This window comes from Loigolactobacillus coryniformis subsp. coryniformis KCTC 3167 = DSM 20001 (genome assembly GCF_002706425.1).
Lineage (GTDB): Bacteria > Bacillota > Bacilli > Lactobacillales > Lactobacillaceae > Loigolactobacillus > Loigolactobacillus coryniformis.
Genome location: NZ_CP017713.1, coordinates 543976 through 564896, shown reverse-complemented (window position 1 = coordinate 564896; position 20921 = coordinate 543976). Strand labels below are relative to the sequence as shown.

The following is a 20921-nucleotide window of genomic DNA, read 5'->3' as shown; positions in this document are numbered from 1 at the left end:
CTTGACACTCCCAATATTTGGGGTGAAGATGGTCGACCTGGATATGGATTGTATGATCGTGCGCTTGGTATTACGTATCTTAATGGCTTGTGGGAAGCGTTGGAGAAAAACGAAGATTAAGAATTACGCACCTGCATATCCTAAAAATAAGTATTAATTACATTATAAAATTTGAGTGATTATCACTTTTATCAATAGTCAGAAAATAATAGGAGCCCCTTAACATTAAAATTAAGGGACTCCTATTTATTCATTAGTATCCTAATTTTATATCCAAGGCTAACACTAAAAACAACATATGGTTCCTTCATTTTGACTAAACTGCTATACTCACTTCAACAGCCATAGTAAGATTATAAGGATATCCTGAGCTCTTTAGAAGCAGACATAAACTCCTTGAATCTATTATTAAAATTATCATAATCACGAAATAAAGGCTCGTTTATAATAATAAAAGCTTCATCACTGTATTTATCAAATGATGCACAAAACTCAATAAACGCCTTCATAAGTTGATCATTATCCGTATCAACAATAAGCTCCTGCAACTTTAGAAGAATTAATCGGCTTTGAATTAGCGTATTATTCATGACTACTGAGTTGCAAAGTTCATTTGCCTGGCCTAATAAATGTTCAATCTCATTAATTAAATTTGTAGCTATATCGGTTTTAATCATATTACCATTCCTCATTAGGGACAATTTATACCTAGTTAATTGAATATACTCATTTTTTATCAATCATTTTGGTGTCTTGTTCTCAATTCTGCAATAATTTCAGAATACTTCTGTTCAGTAATTGGATAAAACAACATTAATATTATTGTAAGTGCCGCACCAATAACAGGATAAATAAAGGTAATTCCTCTAATACCTAGTAGTGCCTGTGCTGTTTGTTCATGATTAGGAACATACCCAACAACAGACAGAATCACGCCTGGGATAAAACCAGCAGCGGCCGTTGCTAACTTGCGAAAATAAGTATATGAAGAATAAACAATTCCTTCTGAACGAACGTGCGTTTTCCATTCCCCATATTCCACAACATCAGAAATAAGCGCCCAATTCAAAGCAGTAAGAATACCATTACCAAAATATGAGATGCTTGTAAAAATTGCAAATGTCAGTCCTGAGTTAGTTACAAAGAATCCAATTAAATCAGAAATAAGCCAGATAAGGCTTCCTAAAATATAAGTATGTTTTTTCCCAATTTTTTTCACAATTGACGGCATTACTACTGCTGCTAAAATTGAAAAACCAACTGTGAAAAAGCTCATATAGGAAACAATTTTTATATCATGTAATACATATTGCGCAAAATAGAATTGAACTGCTAATTTAACATTGTAAGCAGAAAACGTAAATAAATTGGCCAAGCAGAGAATTAATAATGGACCATTTTTAAATACTGCTTTATATCCTGAAAATATTTCTCTAATGCTACGCTTCTCACCCACTGGATCCTTAGGTAATACTTGATAATTCTCTTTAACGTTTTTATAACAAAATAACTGACAAGCTACACCAGCAATAGCAAAAAAGACGACTGTAATAGTATAACCAATTTTCTCAGTTGGAAACATTAATACAATAGGCATAAATGCAACAGTCGCAATTAAAACACCTGAATTAGAACCTATATTACGCCAAGAGGCCAATTCAGATCTTTCATCGCTATTCTTTGTCATTGACGGTTGCATTGATCCAAACGGCACATTTGAAATACTATAAACAGTACCAAAAATCATATAGGTAATATACGACCAAATCAGTTTACCTGTAATAGAAAAGTCTGGTACAGCAAAGTTTGCAATCAACAATAGCGCCAAAGGCAATGATGCCCATAATATAAACGGTCGAAATTTACCCCGTTTTCCAATTTTTTTTCGATTATCCACCCAAGTGCCGACCGTTATATCTGCAAAAGCATCCCATATCTTTGCAATAGCAAAAACACCGCCTGCTGCCGCTGCGGGCAGCCCAATAACATCCGTGAAATATTTCAGTAAATATAATTGACCCATATCGAATAGAAAATTATTGCCTAAATCACCCACACCATAGGCAATCTTCTCTTTCAAACTAAGAACCTTTGGAAATTCCGTTGGCTCCTCAACATTCTGTGCTTTAATATCCATTAAAGTTCATCCTTTCCATAACTTTTAGAATTATCATGATGAGAGATGTAAATAAAATACCCAAATTGCAAGAACAAATTAGCCACACGATAAATCCTATTAAATCAGTATTTTCATTAATATTCATATTTTATGGACTTAACTTAACCGGCGGAAGCAGCGGAGAAAAGCTCTTTGGGTGTTTGATAGCCAGTTTGCCGGCGCGGTAAATTGTTTAGCTTTGACTCAACTGCTTGGATATCATGAGGACCCAAAATATCCATGGATAGACCCTTGGGTACATCGCGGCGGATCATTCGATTATGCGCTTCGTTAGTCCCACGCTCAGAGGAACGATATGGATGGGCATAATAAAGGTCAGCGACACCGGTAAGTACAGCGCCAACTTCCGAGAACTCAGCGCCATTATCGGCAGTAACTGACTTCATGATTGATCCGTATTCTTGACAGATCTTGGCCAGCTCATAGTTGACTGAATCGGCATCACGACCATCGATCAAACGTAGAATTTGGCAGCGGGATTGACGCTCGATCAGCGTTAAGATCACACTCTCTTGACCGTTGCGCTTGCCCACCACGGTGTCCAATTCGAAATGGCCGAACTCTTGGCGCTGGTCGATACTTTTAGGCCGTTCATCAATACTCCGTCCGGCCAGACGCTTGTGCTTGATCGAGTGATGATGTTTAGCACGGTGGCGCGTTTTTTCGAGTAGATCAAGATTACGGACTTCAAGTAACTGGGCATCAATATAGTGGTATAGCGTCTTGGTCGAGACCATCTCCTCAGGTTGATATAAGCCTTCAAGTTTGGCCCGTCCTACTGCTGCATCAGGCGACCAACCATCTTGACGCAAATGAGTCGTAAAATAGTCGATAAAATCAGCGACACCGACGAGTTTCAAAGGCCGATGACAGTGGGCTCGATTAGCTTCGTACTTAGCTTGTGCTGTTTCTGGTGAGTATACAGCGTAATATTGGCGTTGACCATTCACTTTTTTTACTTGGTCGATCTCGCCGCGGCACAATTCATTATTGATTGTTTGATGACAAACATTAAGCGCTCTGGCAATTGCACGATTGGAATAGCCTTGGCTGTGCAGCGTAGCAATTCTGCCTCGTTCAAACGAAGTTAGGTGCTGACCTTTTTTTCTGACTGTGGTATTCTGTTCTTGCATCAAGACAATAACCTCTTTCATTGTTTGTGTAGGAACATCAATGATAACAGAGATTTGTCTTGGTGTTTTTTATTTTATCAATTAGCTAAAAGTATTTGGCTAACTTGATTATAAAACGCGCGTGTAAATAAAATAGAGTTACAGCAATAAACTAATACCTGACAAAATCAATAGTGTATATGATAACTTCATAAAAAATCGTTGACTTAACTTAGTTAGCAGATAATTACCAATAATTACACCAGCAAACATTGGTATAATCGAAATTAACATATATTTTGATATTGAAACTGTTATAGTATTGGCTGTAATCGCTTGAATCAACATAATACTATTTAGAAAAATCCAAACTGCAGATAATGTCACACGAAAAGAATTCTTTTCCATTATTTTTTCTGTGGCATAAATAACTAATAATGGCCCACCTGCTACAAATAAACCGTGTATGATCCCTGCAAATAATAACAAAAGGGCATCGATAATTGTTGTCTTATCATTATTTGAGTCAACCGTAGTCCCATTATTATTTTTCAAAATACCTTTAATACCTACTGCTAAAACAAATAGCGGAAAAATAATTAACAATATTCTTCTAGGTGCAATTTTGTAAATTATCATTCCTATGATTAGCCCTATTGTCATCCAAAATAGAATTATTAGAAGTTGCTTTTTTTTTATTAATTTATAGTCTTTAACAACAATCATCAAACTTGCCAAAATTCCTAGTAGATTTAAAACCTGCTTGGCAGTTTCTAAATCCACTAACATAATTAAAAATGGCATTGCTATTAAAGTACCTGCAAACCCAGTAATTCCCTGAATTATATTGGAACAGATAATAACCAAACAAAAAATCGCGATAGAAATTATTATATTATCCATTACGACCTACTTTCAAATAACATAATTACGCGTGGTGCTAGTTCGTCATAAAATCAAAAAAGCCTAAATTGTATACCAATATCGTCAATTCAATCTTTAATTGAAAACCAAATAGACTACGGGTGAGATTGGTTTCAATCCCAAATTGCTGGGCTAAAATTGAAAAGCGTGACTCTATTGTCCGCCGTAACGCCTTGAGTTGACGCTTATTATGCTGTTTAGCACCTTTCATATTAGAACGATAAGGCGTCCATAAGTTATAGCCTAGGGCCCTAAAACTGGTCTTGAGTTTTTTCCCAACATAACCAACATCGGCCAAAATATTGGGACAAGGACAACCGCTAATTAGCTCAGGCGCTACCTTAGCATCATGAACTGAGGCTGCCGTGATCACATAATTCAGAATATAGCCATTAGCCGTGACGACCATGTGGGTTTTAAACCCATAAAATGGCATTTTCTTGGTGGCATTATAGCCAATGTTGGCCTTCCCAGCAAAAATTCTAACTCTGAAATTACGAACTTTGGCACATAGTGGGTTGGGTAAACTGTCGATAATCGCTAGGTCGCCCGAATGAGCATAATCCTTAGTGATACCTGAGCGAATGGCATTGACTACTGCCAGTAATTGTTGCGCGCGGCGGTTGAAACGTGAACGTGATACCACCATTTGCCGCGGCATAAACGCTGCCATCAGATAATAGAAGCGGCGTTGCGATTGAATTCCCAGTGTGACTTGTAAGCACAGTAAAGCTAAAAGTTTAATATCAGTAATTTTAGTATGTTCAACGTTGCGCCGCTCAATGACGCTACGCGGACAATAACGCTGATAAAGCAATGAACATAACTGGTAAAAGTAATGGAAACTAACTTGTAATTCGTGACGATTTTGCTTAAACTTGAGGTGGTTCAACACAGTTATTACTCCTTTTAAGTTTTGTCACTTATGAGTCTAACTGGGTTGGACTTTTTTGTTAAATTTCTAAATGTTACAAACTAGCACCACACGTAACATAATTATTGATATTTTTTAGTTATGCTTTTAAATAAATCGCTAAATCGAGACTTTTTACGATAAAATACTGGAATTCTTCCTAATGGTGAATCAATATTCACTTCTCCACCAGAATATTCTTTACCACTCCAAAGATGAATCCATTCATCATTTGGTAGATAGACAGACCAATCTGTCCTACCTTCTTCATATACCGGTGCAACCAAAACATCTGGTCCAAATAAGTACTCATACTGAACCTCATAAGCTTCATCATCTTTTTCATACTGCATAAATAACGGTCTTTGAACTGGAGTTCCCTTAGTTGCATTTTCTTCAATAATTTTATGACGATATTCCGTTAAATCAACAAATACATTAGTGCATTTTGCAAAATGATCTATAGCTTCATCATCATCGTACACTTGAAAATTTTCGGACGGGCGATTTCCTTCATGTGTACGCATAAAAGGTAAAAAACTCCCCATTTCTGCCCAGCGCATGAATAACTCTTTGGAGCGAATATTTCCATACAAACTAGTATATCCACCTATATCACTATGACTTAATCCATTCCCAGTCATTCCTGCTGATAAAGCTGCAGGAATTGTCGAAGCAAGTCCATCATCTAGGCTCCAATTAACACTCTGATCCCCTGCCCAGAGTAACGTGCAATACTTTTGACTTCCCGTTGCACCCGCACGCATAAAATAAACAACTTCGCCTAATTTTCCAGACTCTTTAACTGCTTCATAATTACATTTAGCCCACAGCATTGGCCATTCATTATGAGCAACCATTGGATTAGATCCATCATTCAACACGATATCGGTTGGTAGATATTCGCCAAAATCAGCCATCCAACCAACAACTCCAATATCAATAAGGTTCTTCTTGATGATACTTTTGAACCATGAGAATGCTTGGGGATTTGTAAAATCAACGACGCCACAATAGAACTCACCAAAATCAACTAAATAAGTATTTCCAGCCTTATTTTTAGCAAAGAATCCCATCGTATCCGCTTTTTTATACATTTCTGTATCATTAGCAACATATGGATTGATATATGCAAGAAACTTTAAATTTTTACCTTTCCAAGCTTTTATTTTCTCTTTTAAGTTTGGATACAGTTCTTCATTTGATTCCCAATTCCAAAATAGACGTTTACCAAAACTTGTCATTCTAATACCTTCCCAGTCTTGGCACCATATTCCCGCTAATTTAACACCTTTTTTAAGCATTCTTTGGGTAATTTCTTCAACTCGTTTTGAACCACCTTGAACACCTAATAAAGCCCCATTATCCGTCCATTCAGGTAATACAGGTTGCCGGCCTAACAAATTAGTTAGTTTAGCAACTAAATCAATATAATTATCTGCTGTTTCAAAAATCACTTGATCTGGGATACCCCAATATTGTAATTCATGAAAATTAGTATTCCTAAAATCAAAATCAGCATATTGGTATGAAGTTGTATGGCAGTAATACTTTTGAGTTGAAATAAAAGTTGGTTCAGGATAATTAGTTGTGTAGTAATTTCCTCCAGCCTTATCTTTTACGTCTGCCCAGAAAGTTGTAAGAGTTTCCTTGTTGCGCCCAACACCAGGTTCCGAAGTCCATAAAGGAAAATGTTTGCCCCGTAAATTAAAATAGGACATTTGTTCACCACAACCATAAATTCTTTCATCTTGATTGGCATACAATCTTAACCAAAGTCGATTCCATTTTCCATCCATTAAAATTGGTTTAATTATTAATCGTCCCTCATCATCTAAACTAACGGCAAGTTTAATATACGTAGTATCCTGGCTTTTGAAAGCAATAATAATTGTATCCTTCTGATTCTCAACTTTATCAATAACCAGTGGAATCCTAGATTCTATATAGTCTTTAATCTTAAAATGGCCACGATACATTTTAAGATTCTCTTTACCAGAACCTAAAAATAGAATCGGTGAGTCATTATTTCCGCTCAAAATAACACGATTATTATAAGTTAATCGTCCATCTTTAAAGATAACTACATTAGCCTGCTTGCTAATCTCCATTTTTTCATCCCCTCTACTCTGCAGCTTTTGCGTTACTTTCCACAACCTTAAATGATGCAGAGAAATCTAGGTTTCCTAAATCACGATCTATCGCCTGCTGATAAATACCATTCACTAATTTCACACCAGGTAAATCAATTCCTTGATCATTTACCATATCCTCGGCAATACCAACATCTTTACGCATGTTAGCTACTGAAAAAGCAGTATCAAATTTCCGTTTGCCGATTACTTCGGCTTTAGTCTGAATATAGAAGTTATTTGCGCCACCGATAGAAATCGCTTTCAAAAAAGTCTGCCAGTCAATTCCATTTTTCTCAGCCAGCAACATCATTTCATTGACCCCATTTTGAATTTCACCGACTAACATATTGTGTAAAATTTTCATAGTAATACCCTTACCATTTTCACCCATATAGACGATATCACTGCCTAAAAGTTCAAGTAACGACTTCACTTTTTCATACGCTTCTTTAGGTCCACCAACATAAATACCCAGCGTACCATCGATTGCTTGTTGCTTTGACTTAACAATTGGTACATCAAGAAATTGTGCACCGTACTCATTAATTTTTTTGCCTAATGTTACCGAATCTTTAGGTGCAATTGTACTCATATCAATAAAAATCTGTCCCGATCTGATTACATCGTATACACTTTCATGTACTGCGCGAACATGTTCTGCTTTTGGAACACTAGTGAAAATCACATCAGCATTCTCCACTACTTCTGCGCTACTAGCACAGGCATGCGCCCCAATCGCGGCTGATTTTGCGACCTTGCTCTCATCAAAATCAAACACAAAAACATCTCGATTACTCTTTTTAATTAAATTGGCTGACATAGCGCCACCCATAATACCTAATCCAATAAAGCCAATTTTCATAATAATATGCACCCCTAAATTTGAATTGTATTTAGATTCAATATATGCCCCATTGCCGCTAATTGTTCAGTCACATCACCATATACTAAAGCAAAATGCGGTTCATAGCCTTCTTTAATTGACTGATCAAGAAATTGATTAACATCTGGATCTAATTTAATTTGCGCCGAAGTCCCATTATATAGATTATCTTTATCCAACACCTCACCAGAAGTGATAATGAAACGATATCCTTTTGGTGTATAGCTTACTCTAAATAAAGTAACTTTCCCTGGCTTTAAGCCGAAATCCATCGCTAAACCAATTTTACGATTCGGATGAACACCTGCTTGAGCTCCAGTTTTTTGATTAGCCAAGGAGTATGGGGAAAAACCACAATGCCACATAATAATTGAATTATCTTCCGGAATAAAATTGACTACATCACCCAAATAAGGTGCGGTACCATGAGTTAATTCTTGCAAAATATACATTGATAGCGAACCATGAATATCTGCTTCACAAGCTGTCGGAAAACCTTGATCCGTCAATTGTGAGAATACGCCACAAGGAGCGGCATGTAACTGTTCAAAGAAATCTGGCCAGCAACGCATAGCAATCGTATTTAGCTGATCATCATTAATATGTTTCTTAGCAACTGTAGTGAATTGTGCAAAATGTTTAACAGTATCGTCAGTTTTATTTAAACCAACAATATTTTTTTCTGCAAATTGTAATTCATTCTGATAATCTGCTGCTTTAATCTTACGTGATTCATCAAACCAATCATTTAATTCATAATTTTTAATTGAGATTCCAAAAGTATCATGCAAAACTTGATTATTGGTATCTGAGAAAAAGAAACCGTTTGGATACTTTCCAACTACACCAATATTCATACTCTTTAAACGATGTACTAGATTTAAAACATCAATTTGTTTTTCTAGCTTCTGCACAGTTTCTGCATCACTCGGATTACCAATCAAATATAGGTAGCGCCGATTATTAGTCTGCAAAGTATTAGCAGTACTCATAACCCCAGTTAATGTATTCAATCGCAATCGACCACCAACGCTTGGTTCACGAACTCCCCAAATAATAACCGGTGCATCAACTAAATCAATCGTATTATTAATGAATTCACCATCAACAAAGGTAATATCTTGAAAGACTACCAGATCATAAGTAGTCCCATGAGACTGAATAAATTTAGTCAGATCGTCCGGATCACTTAGAAGTCCGTCTGGTGATGTCAGGGCTACATTCTTAATACTGGCAAGGACTTTTTGACTTTCTTGAAATACTTTTTTTGCCAGTTCACCATCGAAAGTCAACCTTGCAGCCGGTAAATATAATACGCGAATTGCCACTTTAATTACCACCTCTCACATTAATTTCAGTTCATAATTTTGACCGATTATTCCAGGAAATGCACCTTGTGAAGTAAACTTTTCATTATCTGGATGAGTAATTAACCATTTACCATACTTAAATAGTGTTTTAGGCTTAGCTAAGTTTTCTGGTAAATCAGCATTAATATCCTTGAGTAATACAACTAAACATTTAAATCCTCTGTCAGAAGTTCGACACGGTGCAAAATGCATTGTTGTTCCATAAATAGCAATCATGGTTCCAGCTGGAATAAAGAATGCTTCAATATCCGATACATCATAATGATCATTCTGTAATTTAGGAGTCTGTCCTAAGAAAAGTACAATATCTTCAGTTGCAATATTTACTTCTGGCGAATTATGCCACTCAAGACAATTTAGTTGATGGCTGTGTCCGTTACAATAACCTACTTCAATCGGTAGGCCACCAAAAATATTCGTTTTAATAGTAGTTGTAATTGGTAAACTTTCCAAGCTTACATCAGATGCAACATAGGTATTACCAACGTCCGGAATTGTTTTGTCAGCTAATACTTTTAGCAAACTATCTGAGTCAATATCGTCTATAATTTGGCCATATTTTTTAAACTCATCATCCTTAACGTTAAATAACGGGAAATCCGTATTTACTTTTTTTAATGCTGTAAACATAAGTATCCCCTATTCTGTTTTTGTATTATCCCAAGCATTCTGGAAAACGCCTAATCCTTGCTTAGTAAACGGATGTTCAAATGCAGTTTTGTAAACCGATAATCCAGCCGTTACAATGTCGGCACCAGCCTTTGCAGCTTCAGCAATTTGATACCCATTACGTACGGCAGCCACAATAATTTCTGTTTTATAATCGTAATTCTTATAAATTTGAACAATATCACGTACGTAAGAAAGACCGTCATCACCACTATCCTCTTTCCAGCCGACAAATGGTGAAACGAACTTAGCACCAATTTTTGCAGGAACAATTGCTTGAGATGGCGAGAAAACCAATGTGACATTCGTCCTAACACCAGCTTTTTCTAATTCTCTAGCTGCAGCTAGTCCTTCTACTGTGCATGGAATCTTAATTGCAAAGTTTTGGGAAATAGCTGATATTTTTTTAGCAGCAGGAATAATTTCGGTTGCCTTAGTTAAATGCGGATTAATTTCAACGGAAATTGGAAAGTCAGGGTTATCTTTAAATTCTTCAGCCAATTCATGAATTACAGTTAAAAATGGTTTACCAGATGCCATCACATGCTTCGGATTTGTCGTAATACCATCAATACCAAATGTATCCCGTGCTTCACGAATCTCATCAATTTTGGCGCTGTCTAAGAAAAACTTCATTGTAAAACCCTCCTATTAGTTAATTAAGTTAATTAATTATTACAACTATACTGTAATCGCTTTATACGAAAAAGTAAACCCTTTTTGTTAAAAAAAACACAATTATTTCAACTAGCTTAAATCAATAAGATCAATATCCAAATTAGCTAGCATTTCTATAGATTTTATATATGCCACTCCTGCTCCGCCAATAAAAGCTTGATTATTATCAATATTACTTAGCCTGATTTCCCGATTAGTCCGTTTAAAAGAAGTTTCTAGTTCTTTATTGAGCAAATTGAATAAAAACTTAGATTTAGTACCAGAAAAAAATAAATAAACCATTTTCAAATCCAGTAAATCAGTATAATCAATAATTCTGCTTGCTAAAATATGCATTTTTGTTTGATACAATGCAATTAAATTTGCTTCTTTATTTGCTAAAGCATAATAAACATCATTTATCGTCATTTCATCTAACTTTCCAGCTGTCTTAGCATACAATAATGGATACTGTTGTTTTGTCCATTTCTGACTCAATTCTACTTTAATAAAATCTAATGAAATAATGTCCTCTAAAAAAATATCCTCTTTTTGATTACTATTTGGATAAAATGAAGTTACAATCGAACTACCAATTTCGCCCGCACGCCCGCGCTCACCATAATATAGCTGATTATCTAACACAATAGCACTACCAATACCTGGGCCTACTTTAATGAACAAAAATGAAGTCGCTTCATGCTGATGAAAATTAGACTCTGCTATTGCCAACGCACGAACATTATTTTCTAAGTACATAGGTATTGCTATTTCTTTACTTAATAATTTGATCAGCTCATTTTTCAAATGTAACATTGGTGGTATTGCTAATCCTCGACTTTGATAATAATATTCTCTGCCTACCATACCAATACCACAATATAAAACATCCCGAAATTCTAGTTGCTTTTTATTAAGAACTTGTAATATTCTTGATTTTACTTTTTTTACTAAGGTAGGTAGTGAATCTTGACTTAATGACTTTAAGTTAAATTTAAATGATCGTTTGATGATTGATCGTCCGGCCAAAGTAACAAGCCCTAAAGAGACATTATCTATCTCAATATCAATTCCTAATAAATATTTATAATTCTCATTAATATTCAATAGAATCTCTCTGGGACCAGAAGTTGTTTTTCGCCCCTCAATTGTTCCAACTTCCTGTAAAATACCAGCTTCGATCATATCACTAGTCAGTTGAGTTATACTTGCTGGTGTCAGCTGTAACATACTTGCAATTTGCTTACGGGACATCTTTTTTTTACATTGTAATAATTTGATTATACGCAATTGATTTTCGCGCTTAACTCGTTTTTTTGAATTAGTAATCATATCGCTGCTCCTCATAAATATATGAGATGTATGATAAAGCTTTTCTCATATTCACATTACACGATAAGACACACCCTTTATCTTATAAATAAGGTTTGCCTTCTCTCTTTACTTAGCTTTAGTATATTCCATCATATCATTATTAATACACTTTTTTTAACAAGAAAACACAAAAAAGCGTAAGTAAAAAATTTGCTTACGCTTGCTCTTATACATTCATCCTTTTAATTTCATACTTTTTTCTTAAGCTTTCACTGATATATTACCGAGCAACTAATGTTTCATCAGTCTGTTGATCATAAATAATTTCATCCACAATATCGCTATCATACGGATATAATGGCTTCAATGTTTCTGGATCGTTAAAATACAATTTAGCCTTATCATCACTGCCAAAAAGCAACATCTTATCACGTAAAACTTGTTTCTGCACCTCATCGGCTGCTGGTGTCATGATCCAAGGCTCATACTGATCTGGTTTTGCTAAAACAGTATCTTTAATTGCATGATAATATGGCATCTTAATATCAGTTGAAATATTAACCTTGGCTATCCCGTGCGCGATTGCTTCCTTAATTTTATTATTAGGATTATTAGAACCACCATGTAGTACTAAAGGCATGTGTAATACCTCATTTAGCGCATCAAGCCGGTCAATTTTAATGTCATTATCACCACTCGGATATGGTCCATGAACGGTACCAATGGCAACTGCTAAATCATCAACTCCCGTTTGATCAACAAATTCTTTTGCACTTTTTGGATCAGTATAAACACGACCCATATTATTATCAGCTGTTGCATTACGATTACCAATACTACCAAGTTCAGCCTCAACAGCGACACCAATTCGATGTGCCAAATCAACGACCTGCTTAGTCGTTGCTAAATTTTCGGCAAATGGCAAGCCTGAAGTATCAATCATAACGGAATTCATTTGATCGCGCAAAGCTCGCATAACATCATTGATATCACGACCATGATCTAAATGGATCGCCACTGGGACATTGGCAGTCATAGCGGCCTCGCGTACATATTTAACAATATCACTCCCCATCAAATCATACTCATATGGGTGAATCTGCATAATAACTGGTGATTTTAAATCTTCAGCAACAGCGAGAATATTTTTAACAAATTCACTATTGCCAACATTAAAAGCACCTACTGCAAAATGATTCTGATAAGCTTTATCAACCAATACCTTTGCTGAAACTAATACCATAACTAGTACTTCCTTTCGATTATCTAAAATAATGAAACTGCATCTGATTTTGTATCTTTAACTTCATCAGTTGCTACACTTTTCTTAGTCAAACCAACAATCAAACATTCAACTGCTGCGCCAGCAAAAATACATCCAAGATATAATAATGGTTTATTGATGGCAATTGGAATGACAAAGATACCACCATGTGGGGCTGAAAGTGTGATTCCAAAGGCCATCGATAATGCACCGCCAACTCCTGCACCCACTATGTTTGCTGGAATAACTCTTAATGGATCTGCACCGGCAAATGGGATAACGCCTTCAGTAATAAAGCAAGCACCTAAAACATATGCAACTTTACCCGTTTCACGTTCTTGAGACGTGAATTTATTTCTAAAAATTGTGGTTGCAAGTCCTAGTGCAATTGGCGGGATCATCCCCCCACACATAATTGCTGCCATTGGCGCGTTTACTCCTGTAGTTAACATTTGAATACCAAACGCATACGTTATCTTATTTAACGGACCACCCATATCACTCACTAATAAACCACCCAGAATAAAGCCGACTAATACAGCATTAGTACCACCCATATGACTTAACCAAGCAGTTAATACCTTATTGAACCCACTAACCGGACCATTAATTGAATATTGGATAATTAATGTTGTAAACAATGTACCAAAAACTGGATATAATAGTACCGGATTCAATCCTTGCAGAGATTGTGGTAATTTACTGAATACTTTTTTCAGGCCTAAAATGATGTAGCCTGCTAAAAATCCAGCAACTACCCCACCTAAGAAACCTGAACCACCTAAATATGCAACCATACCACTAATTGCACCAGGTGCCAACCCAGGACGATCAGCAATACTATATGCAACATAACCAGCAAATATAGGTACCATCAATCCAAATGCGGCTTTGCTACCAACCATATTTAAAAAAGCAGCTAGTGCATTATAATCTGCACTTTTAGGATCTGCAGAACCGGTACCAAACATAAACGATATTGCAATCAAAATACCACCGGCAACCACAAAAGGTAGCATAAACGAAACACCATTCATAAGATGTTTATAGATACCAAAACCAATAGATTTTGCACTGGTTTGCTGCTCAATTATTGCATTATCACCATCATTACCTTGATAAATTGGTGCTGAATTTGCAGTTCTAATTAAGTTTTCAGCATCATTAATACCGGCTTTAGTCGAAGTTTGTAACACACGCTTTCCACTAAAGCGTGACATATCAATCGTGCGATCAGCGGCAATTACAACACCACTTGCTTGTTTAATTTCATCACTTGTCAATTCATTTTCGGTACCGCTAGATCCTTCTGTTTCAATCTTAACTTTAATACCAAGTTTTTCACCAGCATCCTCTAGAGCTTTGGCGGACATATAAGTATGGGCTATCCCGGCTGTACACGCTGTCACACCAACTATAAAGTTTTGGCTATCATTTGGCTTTGCAATTACATCAGATGAATCAGTTTTTTCATCTACTTCTTTTTCATTAACTAAATCAAGAACTTCAGCATTGCTTTGTGCTAATATTAAATGTGCACGAAAGATATCGTCCATCAAAAAACCAGATAATTTTGACAGTGCCTTTAAATGCTCATTTGACGCATTTTCACCGGCAGCAATCAAGAAAAATAATTGACATTTTTCTTCACCATATTGAATGCCACTTAATGAGCGACCAAATGCAATTGCCGTTTTCTTAACATACTTACTCTTTGCATGAGGTATCGCAATACCATTACCCACAGCGGTTGAAATCTCTTTTTCTCTTTTCCAAACATCCTTAATATATCCCTCTAAATCACTAATACTACCATTTTGATAGAGTAATGTAGCCAATGATCGTATTACATCATCCTTACCTGCCCCCTGTAAATCAAGTTGAATATTATCTTGACTTAATACTTCAGAAATCTCCATTTATAATTCGCCTCATTTCCATTATAAAATTAATTTCATAAAATCAGTTGGTACTTGTAAACGCTTTAACTGAGCTAAATTATCTTCATTAACAATGATCTTCTGTAAAATACCGAATACTCGTTCATACTCTAAATGATTGTTTGAGTTTGGTAGTGGTAAAATGACTAAACTCACTTCACGTTCACCCCATTGAATCGGCTTATCTAGAACAGCGATTCCCATAGAGAACGGGCAATCCGTCTTCATAATCAATGGATGCGGTAAAGCTGTGAATGTTCCAACATCAGTTGAAGAGAGCCGTTCTCGCTCCATGACATTGTCCAACATTTCTGGTTGCTTTAACTGAACTAGAAGTTGCTTAATAACTTCTGTTTTATTAGAAAATTGTCCATGAACTAAAACGCTATTTTTTAACACATTGGATAAAACTAGCTGATTAATTTGTAAGTTAATTTTCTTCACATCATTTTTAGTTAACAAATCATTGACCAAAACAAATGGAATCTCTGTTTCAACAACAATTCGATCACTTGCAATAATAAAATCAATATCTTGTACTTTTTTTATATTTGAAATATGCACAATTCGCTTAACATTTAAATTAGAAAATAATTCCTCAATTCGATGAGCTAGTAATTTCGCCGATACCGCATGTGCGCCATATATAATTGCTACATCTATATCCCGCTGCTTATGACGTTCAATATAGGCAGCAAAATGCAGCGCTAAGTAACCGATTTCATTTTCTGGTAATGTGATTTCTGCTCCTTGCTTTAAACATTCCGTAAAAGTCACTGCATATTGATAGGCAACAACATAATCAGTCTTAATATGATGGAGATAAGAATTTTCAATAAAGAAATTAAATTTTAATGGTAAAATATCACGCGAAATATGCAATGCCAGATCCGTCAATAATTTTTGATCGTTTGTAAAATCAATCTGATGAATTTTATTCGTTTGAGATAATGCTTCCTTAACCCAATCCAAAATTTCCGAATTGATTGAATAATACTGCTGACCGATAGTACTGCTAAACTCCTGACTAATCAAAAACCAATAAAAATTTTCAATTTTTTTAGTCACAACTAGTGTATTCTCACTAATAAGACTAACGGTTTGATGAAATAACGCTTCTGCTAAGACATACACCGATTTATTGATATTCATAGTACTTGTTACAGTATTATTCAAAAAATGATCATGCTCGTTACGATAAACTGAAATTACTAAATAAGTTAATACGGAACGTAATAATTTAACATCACATTTGATATTGTTACGCTTTAATTCTCGATAAATATAAGAACATAATTTTTTAATGGATCCTATATTTGCCAGCACTTTACAGCTTTTCACTGACCCCCGACCAACAAGAAGCCAACCACTGAATCACCACTTTGGCCGGTGTTGTTTTTAACCGCCTTTGCACTTGCCGCGCTAAACTAGCCAAAAACAGCGCCGCTTGAATTTGCCGACTTAACCAGAGTTTGCGTTCACGCAAACTTTTGGTTACCAAAAAAGCTAAACTAGGTTGGGTCAATGGCAATACGATCATCAAGGTATACGCCGTATTCAATAAATGATGATCGGCTTCAATCTTGGCTACTGAACGCACGGCGTAATCACCGAAGTGCCAGAATGTTTTCATTTCATAAAAATAGGTCTCGATCGCCCAACGTTTTTGATAGTAGGCCAACGCTCGTAGCGCTGGCGCAGGGGCGCTGGTCTCCGGCGTCCGATAGGTGAGCTGGGTCGGATCAACGGCTAGGGTTTCGGTTGTGATCGCCGCTAATTCTTCGGGCGCGCTCGTCGCCATGAACAGACGACAAGTCGTCTTGCGTTGTACGCGGATCATGTAAACTGGCTGGGGCATCAAGCGTGTCAGACACCGCACTATACCGATCTGATCTCCGGCCGAACAAAGATTTAATGCAATATTTCCCAAATGGATCTGGTCACCATATTTCCGCGGCCGGCCGCGCTTACCGGTGCGTTTGGGTAAGCCAAACATGGCGGTATCTTTACGCACATTGGCGATCATAGCTAGATTAGGTTGCGTCATGACCAGTTGGTTGATCTCAGCTTTGGGATACCAACTGTCACACAGTAGGAACACTTGTTGGTCGCTGGCGATCGATTTCAAAGTCGTCTTGATCATTTGCGCCGCTTGCTGGTATTTGGTCGCCTGTTCCGCCTGATAAAGGTGCGTGGCTAACGGTAAGAACGTATAAACTGGCTGGTCATCTTGGTCCCGCTGTGTTGGGATCATCAGACCTAAAGTAACGAAATCATGGGCATTGACGAGCCGCTTACCCGTATGTGCGGCGTGATCGAATAGATATTTGACGCCGGTAAATTTGTGGCCGAACTTGGGTTGGACCGTGTCATCCAGAACCAATAATAAGGGCAAGTCCTGACAAGTAGTGGGAATCAAGGTCAGTAAATACGTCAAGTTGCGCACTTCTAACTGTGGCAAGTGGTCACCGATCACTGCCAAAGCCCGATAAAACGTGTTCAAAGAATGCTTCGTCACCCGGCCCAGAAATTGTTCAAATAAGTGGCGGATCGAGTGGCGGTCACCGATCACTAACAACGCTAGACACAACCAAAAATAGTTAAGGCCCATTGGCTTAGACAAGCCAGCCGCTTTTAAATCAAAAAAATAGGCGTGGAGGGTGGTTAAAAGTGATGATTTTTGATAAAATGAGTTCAACACGAATCCTTCTTTCTGAGTGGTTTTTTGTCGAACTCATTTTAGCAAAGAATAGGCATTCGTGCCTTTTTATATCCAAATTTTTTTAAAAAGCTGTAAAGTGCTGATATTTGCCCAACCATCAAAATAAAAATTAAAATCAATTAAAAACTGTTCAGTATTCAATAATTGTGGATTGAAAAAGCTATCTAACAACAGCCTACAGTCTAACTCATCGCCAAGTAGTGATACACCTTGAAAAATAATTGCTTCGAGTTTTACGTTTCGTCTTTCTGATTCAATAATCTTTTGAATACGATAAATATCGCTACGAATTGTCGGCACTGAATAATGTAATCTATTAGCTAATATTTCATAAGATACATCAGATTCGCTCATTAAATACTTAATGATAAAAAAAGCGCGCTGTTCAAAAATTAACTGATCTGTTTCTGTTAAATTAGTAATTGATCCATTTAGAATATAACCTTTAGTGCTGTCTGAGGTGATCGTACCTTCAGTTAAATAGTTTTCATTTAAATCTTTAATGTAATTTCGTATTGTTCTTGTACTAACGTTCAAGTCTTTTGCCAATGCTTGCCCACCAATACCACCTCTACTCTTTTGTAATTGAAGAAGAAGTTTAGCATATTTATCCTTCATGTTATTTCCTTCCTCCATTCGACAACTTACCTTACATGTTTATCCTATGGTAAATTTCATATCCATACAAACATGATTTTCTTCCGCCCAAGCTAGGAAAGTAATTTTTGTCCTAAAACCAGAAACGACATAAGCTCTGAATTTAGAGCTTATGTCGTTTCTGGTTTAATTATAAAAGTCATATTACGGTAAGCACAAAATAAAAGCATAAGTTTTGCATACTTGATTAGCAGTCTATATCTGCAGCAAATTCTATTTCGGCAGAACTTCGTAAATCATACAAGACTTGATTTACTTGTTTACTAAGTCGTGAAAGTTCCAATTCGAGTAATCCCTTAGTCCACCAAGCTTTACAGCCTAAAAATTAACCTTCAACTATTGCTCATGCTCAGCGTGATCAGCGCCGAAGTTTGAATCGATAAGCCATTTAAAAATTGGTCAATCAGTGTCTTGATCTGCGCAGTCATTTTTGCAGGTGATTTAGTCACCTTTAGGTTAGTCAACTCACCTAGTAACTGGCCGATTGCAGTCGCCAGATCAATGATCGGCAGTAAGGTATCCAATTGATAGAAAATATCGCCAATCGTTGGGTCGCCTGGTTGGCGCCGCTGTTGCCAAGCCAACAGATCATAGGTCATCATGGTCACAGCCATATGCGCACAAAGCCCGTCATAATCCTGGATCTGAGTCTGATCAAGGCGTAAATATTGTTTGGCGGCCTTAAAATAGTTCTCAATCTGCCAACGGCGACTATAAAGTTGAATGATCGCTGCCGGGGTCAGATTGGTTTTTGTGGTCGCTAACACCAGGTAGTCGTTGGCGCAATGGCGTTTAGCGACAAAAACTAAGCGTAACGGTAACTTTGCGGTAGCGGCCTGAACCACGCAACTATATAAATAGTCGGCTCGTGGTTGACGATGCGACTGACGTAAGTACTGATAGAGCGTTTTGACGGTGTATTGGCGGCCACGATAGCGGTAATAGATCTTCTTGGTCCGTTTAAGCATGCCAATACCGATCAACTTTTGGTCGTTTAACGCCGCAAACATTTTAGGCGAGGTAAACCAACTATCGAATAGCACATATTTAGCTTTGAGCCCATTTGCCCGCGCTTGCTTGATCAGTTCTAGTGCGACCGCTGGCATTGGCCGCATCGCTTGGGCCCGCCGTTGTCCGGCTAAGGTGCGTTGATCTAAAGTTTTAGCTGGTGTGCCCACCCGATTACGTGCTTTCTGTGACGACAAAACTGCCGTCGTGACTGGCAACACGAGCTGGCCGTTACTCCAAGCCAAGGTCAAACCACGGTAACCTTTTAAGTAGCGTTGCCGATCATGATCGAAGGTGTTGGCTAAAAGCTCGGTTTGTTTCGCATTCAGTCGTGAGATCAGGGTGTCATCAATGATCAGCGCACCACTTTTGCGGGCGTCGAGCCACTGTGCTAGGCCAGTAATCACCCGTTGTGCCAATAAACAACTAAGCCGTTGCCAATTGATCCGACCGTCATTCAAGATATTGTAGACCGTGCGTTTGGTACACATGCCTGGTGCTTCTGCTCGGTAAAGTGTCCGCCGCTGGAAAATAACCTTGAGTAACCAAATCAAGATTGCAGTTAGTGAAACGTTAGAATGGCGGTGATCATTGAGCAAGCGGACCAAAGCTGGTAGGTGCGCCAAGGCACAAAATTGGGTAATTATTTTAAAACTTGATTTTTCAATTTTATTTTGCGGTATACTAGCCATAGCACAAGCACTCCTTTGTATCGTGGTTTAGACGACTCAAGTATACTTCAAGGAGCTGCTTGTGTTTAATTTTGGGCTAAAATAACTTAGTGCAATCAGGGTTTAGCTGGGTTTTGAACTTTCACGGTTTAGTTGTTTACTCAAATATAAATACTTTTCTGCAGTAATATGATCATTCATTTCAATCATTCTGCTAAAAGCCTGCGCTTCATATAACATTGGATTATTTGTTGGTAGCATACTTAGTAAGGTCACTTCATCACGATTGTATAGTTTGATTTCATGAATGTCAGCGGCACTTTCACCTATTCTGATAGTTTCATGTAAGCCATAGATTTCTGACTGTAGATAAGTAGCAGCAGTTTTCCCAATCATTAATGTTACATCAAAATCTTTATATCGTAGAATAGCTATCCCCTTACCATCAATACCAATTGATAAAAATGTCGTATAATAATACACCATCTCTGGCACTTCAAACC

At 37.1% G+C, this 20921-nt stretch carries 18 protein-coding genes and 1 pseudogene; 1 reads left to right on the top strand and 18 read right to left on the bottom strand.

The genetic code is table 11. The features are described from left to right. Window positions 1-12: 12 nt before the first annotated feature. Window positions 13-120: pseudogene (locus tag LC20001_RS02735) on the top strand (mannonate dehydratase); the annotation flags it as partial. Between the two features lie 233 nt (window positions 121-353). Here the strand turns inward: LC20001_RS02735 and LC20001_RS02730 are convergent. The 18 genes from LC20001_RS02730 to LC20001_RS14555 all read right to left on the bottom strand — a co-directional run bounded on the left by LC20001_RS02730 (window position 354) and on the right by LC20001_RS14555 (window position 20904). Then, complete coding sequence (locus LC20001_RS02730) at window positions 354-677, bottom strand: hypothetical protein (protein WP_010009376.1); 324 nt, start codon at window positions 675-677, stop codon at window positions 354-356. A 59-nt stretch (window positions 678-736) separates the two neighbouring features. Continuing rightward, entirely contained in the window at window positions 737-2137 is a 1401-nt protein-coding gene (locus LC20001_RS02725; protein WP_010009378.1) for a glycoside-pentoside-hexuronide (GPH):cation symporter, read from the bottom strand. 143 nt (window positions 2138-2280) lie between these two features. Next, a complete protein-coding gene (locus LC20001_RS02720) occupies window positions 2281-3312 on the bottom strand; it encodes an IS30 family transposase (protein WP_004270929.1) in 1032 nt (343 codons plus the stop codon). A gap of 138 nt (window positions 3313-3450) precedes the next feature. After that, window positions 3451-4194, bottom strand: a complete 744-nt coding sequence (locus tag LC20001_RS02715) for a sulfite exporter TauE/SafE family protein (RefSeq protein WP_056943372.1) — start codon at window positions 4192-4194, stop codon at window positions 3451-3453. A 37-nt stretch (window positions 4195-4231) separates the two neighbouring features. Then, entirely contained in the window at window positions 4232-5110 is an 879-nt protein-coding gene (locus LC20001_RS02710) for an IS982 family transposase (RefSeq protein WP_010500113.1), read from the bottom strand. 101 nt (window positions 5111-5211) lie between these two features. After that, window positions 5212-7239, bottom strand: coding sequence for an alpha-glucosidase (locus LC20001_RS02705; protein WP_010009379.1), 2028 nt, complete (start codon window positions 7237-7239; stop codon window positions 5212-5214). A 13-nt stretch (window positions 7240-7252) separates the two neighbouring features. Further along, window positions 7253-8125: an NAD(P)-dependent oxidoreductase gene (locus tag LC20001_RS02700; RefSeq protein ID WP_010009380.1), complete on the bottom strand. Its 873-nt coding sequence runs from the start codon at window positions 8123-8125 to the stop codon at window positions 7253-7255. A 14-nt stretch (window positions 8126-8139) separates the two neighbouring features. Continuing rightward, window positions 8140-9474 carry a hypothetical protein gene (locus LC20001_RS02695; RefSeq protein WP_010009381.1) on the bottom strand — a complete coding sequence of 445 codons (1335 nt, stop codon included), beginning with the start codon at window positions 9472-9474 and terminating at the stop codon, window positions 8140-8142. A gap of 15 nt (window positions 9475-9489) precedes the next feature. Then, the gene (locus LC20001_RS02690; RefSeq protein WP_010009385.1) at window positions 9490-10146 is read right to left on the bottom strand and encodes a DUF4867 family protein; all 657 of its coding nucleotides are present in this window, start codon (window positions 10144-10146) and stop codon (window positions 9490-9492) included. A gap of 9 nt (window positions 10147-10155) precedes the next feature. Continuing rightward, window positions 10156-10821: a transaldolase family protein gene (locus LC20001_RS02685; protein ID WP_010009386.1), complete on the bottom strand. Its 666-nt coding sequence runs from the start codon at window positions 10819-10821 to the stop codon at window positions 10156-10158. Between the two features lie 111 nt (window positions 10822-10932). Beyond that, a complete protein-coding gene (locus LC20001_RS02680; RefSeq protein ID WP_010009387.1) occupies window positions 10933-12174 on the bottom strand; it encodes an ROK family protein in 1242 nt (413 codons plus the stop codon). A gap of 262 nt (window positions 12175-12436) precedes the next feature. After that, window positions 12437-13399, bottom strand: a complete 963-nt coding sequence (locus LC20001_RS02675; RefSeq protein ID WP_010009389.1) for a ketose-bisphosphate aldolase — start codon at window positions 13397-13399, stop codon at window positions 12437-12439. Window positions 13400-13422: 23 nt separating this feature from the next. After that, entirely contained in the window at window positions 13423-15339 is a 1917-nt protein-coding gene (locus LC20001_RS02670) for a PTS fructose transporter subunit IIABC (RefSeq protein WP_056943322.1), read from the bottom strand. Window positions 15340-15360: 21 nt separating this feature from the next. Beyond that, a complete protein-coding gene (locus LC20001_RS02665) occupies window positions 15361-16686 on the bottom strand; it encodes a BglG family transcription antiterminator (RefSeq protein ID WP_040473047.1) in 1326 nt (441 codons plus the stop codon). A 1-nt stretch (window position 16687) separates the two neighbouring features. Then, complete coding sequence (locus LC20001_RS02660) at window positions 16688-18061, bottom strand: IS701 family transposase (protein WP_145955951.1); 1374 nt, start codon at window positions 18059-18061, stop codon at window positions 16688-16690. Between the two features lie 66 nt (window positions 18062-18127). Then, the gene (locus LC20001_RS02655; protein WP_056943371.1) at window positions 18128-18700 is read right to left on the bottom strand and encodes an HTH domain-containing protein; all 573 of its coding nucleotides are present in this window, start codon (window positions 18698-18700) and stop codon (window positions 18128-18130) included. A 371-nt stretch (window positions 18701-19071) separates the two neighbouring features. Next, complete coding sequence (locus LC20001_RS02650) at window positions 19072-20439, bottom strand: IS4 family transposase (protein WP_099267106.1); 1368 nt, start codon at window positions 20437-20439, stop codon at window positions 19072-19074. Window positions 20440-20541: 102 nt separating this feature from the next. Continuing rightward, a complete protein-coding gene (locus LC20001_RS14555) occupies window positions 20542-20904 on the bottom strand; it encodes a hypothetical protein (protein ID WP_225358950.1) in 363 nt (120 codons plus the stop codon). Window positions 20905-20921 lie beyond the last annotated feature (17 nt).

Excerpts from the sequence above, each read along its gene's own strand:
- LC20001_RS02730 (WP_010009376.1), bottom strand. The coding sequence starts at position 677 with ATGATTAAAACCGATATAGCTACAAATTTAATTAATGAGATTGAACAT.
- LC20001_RS02725 (WP_010009378.1), bottom strand. The coding sequence starts at position 2,137 with ATGGATATTAAAGCACAGAATGTTGAGGAGCCAACGGAATTTCCAAAG.
- LC20001_RS02720 (WP_004270929.1), bottom strand. The coding sequence starts at position 3,312 with ATGCAAGAACAGAATACCACAGTCAGAAAAAAAGGTCAGCACCTAACT.
- LC20001_RS02715 (WP_056943372.1), bottom strand. The coding sequence starts at position 4,194 with ATGGATAATATAATAATTTCTATCGCGATTTTTTGTTTGGTTATTATC.
- LC20001_RS02705 (WP_010009379.1), bottom strand. The coding sequence starts at position 7,239 with ATGGAGATTAGCAAGCAGGCTAATGTAGTTATCTTTAAAGATGGACGA.
- LC20001_RS02700 (WP_010009380.1), bottom strand. The coding sequence starts at position 8,125 with ATGAAAATTGGCTTTATTGGATTAGGTATTATGGGTGGCGCTATGTCA.
- LC20001_RS02690 (WP_010009385.1), bottom strand. The coding sequence starts at position 10,146 with ATGTTTACAGCATTAAAAAAAGTAAATACGGATTTCCCGTTATTTAAC.
- LC20001_RS02685 (WP_010009386.1), bottom strand. The coding sequence starts at position 10,821 with ATGAAGTTTTTCTTAGACAGCGCCAAAATTGATGAGATTCGTGAAGCA.
- LC20001_RS02680 (WP_010009387.1), bottom strand. The coding sequence starts at position 12,174 with ATGATTACTAATTCAAAAAAACGAGTTAAGCGCGAAAATCAATTGCGT.
- LC20001_RS02675 (WP_010009389.1), bottom strand. The coding sequence starts at position 13,399 with ATGGTATTAGTTTCAGCAAAGGTATTGGTTGATAAAGCTTATCAGAAT.
- LC20001_RS02670 (WP_056943322.1), bottom strand. The coding sequence starts at position 15,339 with ATGGAGATTTCTGAAGTATTAAGTCAAGATAATATTCAACTTGATTTA.
- LC20001_RS02655 (WP_056943371.1), bottom strand. The coding sequence starts at position 18,700 with ATGAAGGATAAATATGCTAAACTTCTTCTTCAATTACAAAAGAGTAGA.
- LC20001_RS02650 (WP_099267106.1), bottom strand. The coding sequence starts at position 20,439 with ATGGCTAGTATACCGCAAAATAAAATTGAAAAATCAAGTTTTAAAATA.
- LC20001_RS14555 (WP_225358950.1), bottom strand. The coding sequence starts at position 20,904 with ATGGTGTATTATTATACGACATTTTTATCAATTGGTATTGATGGTAAG.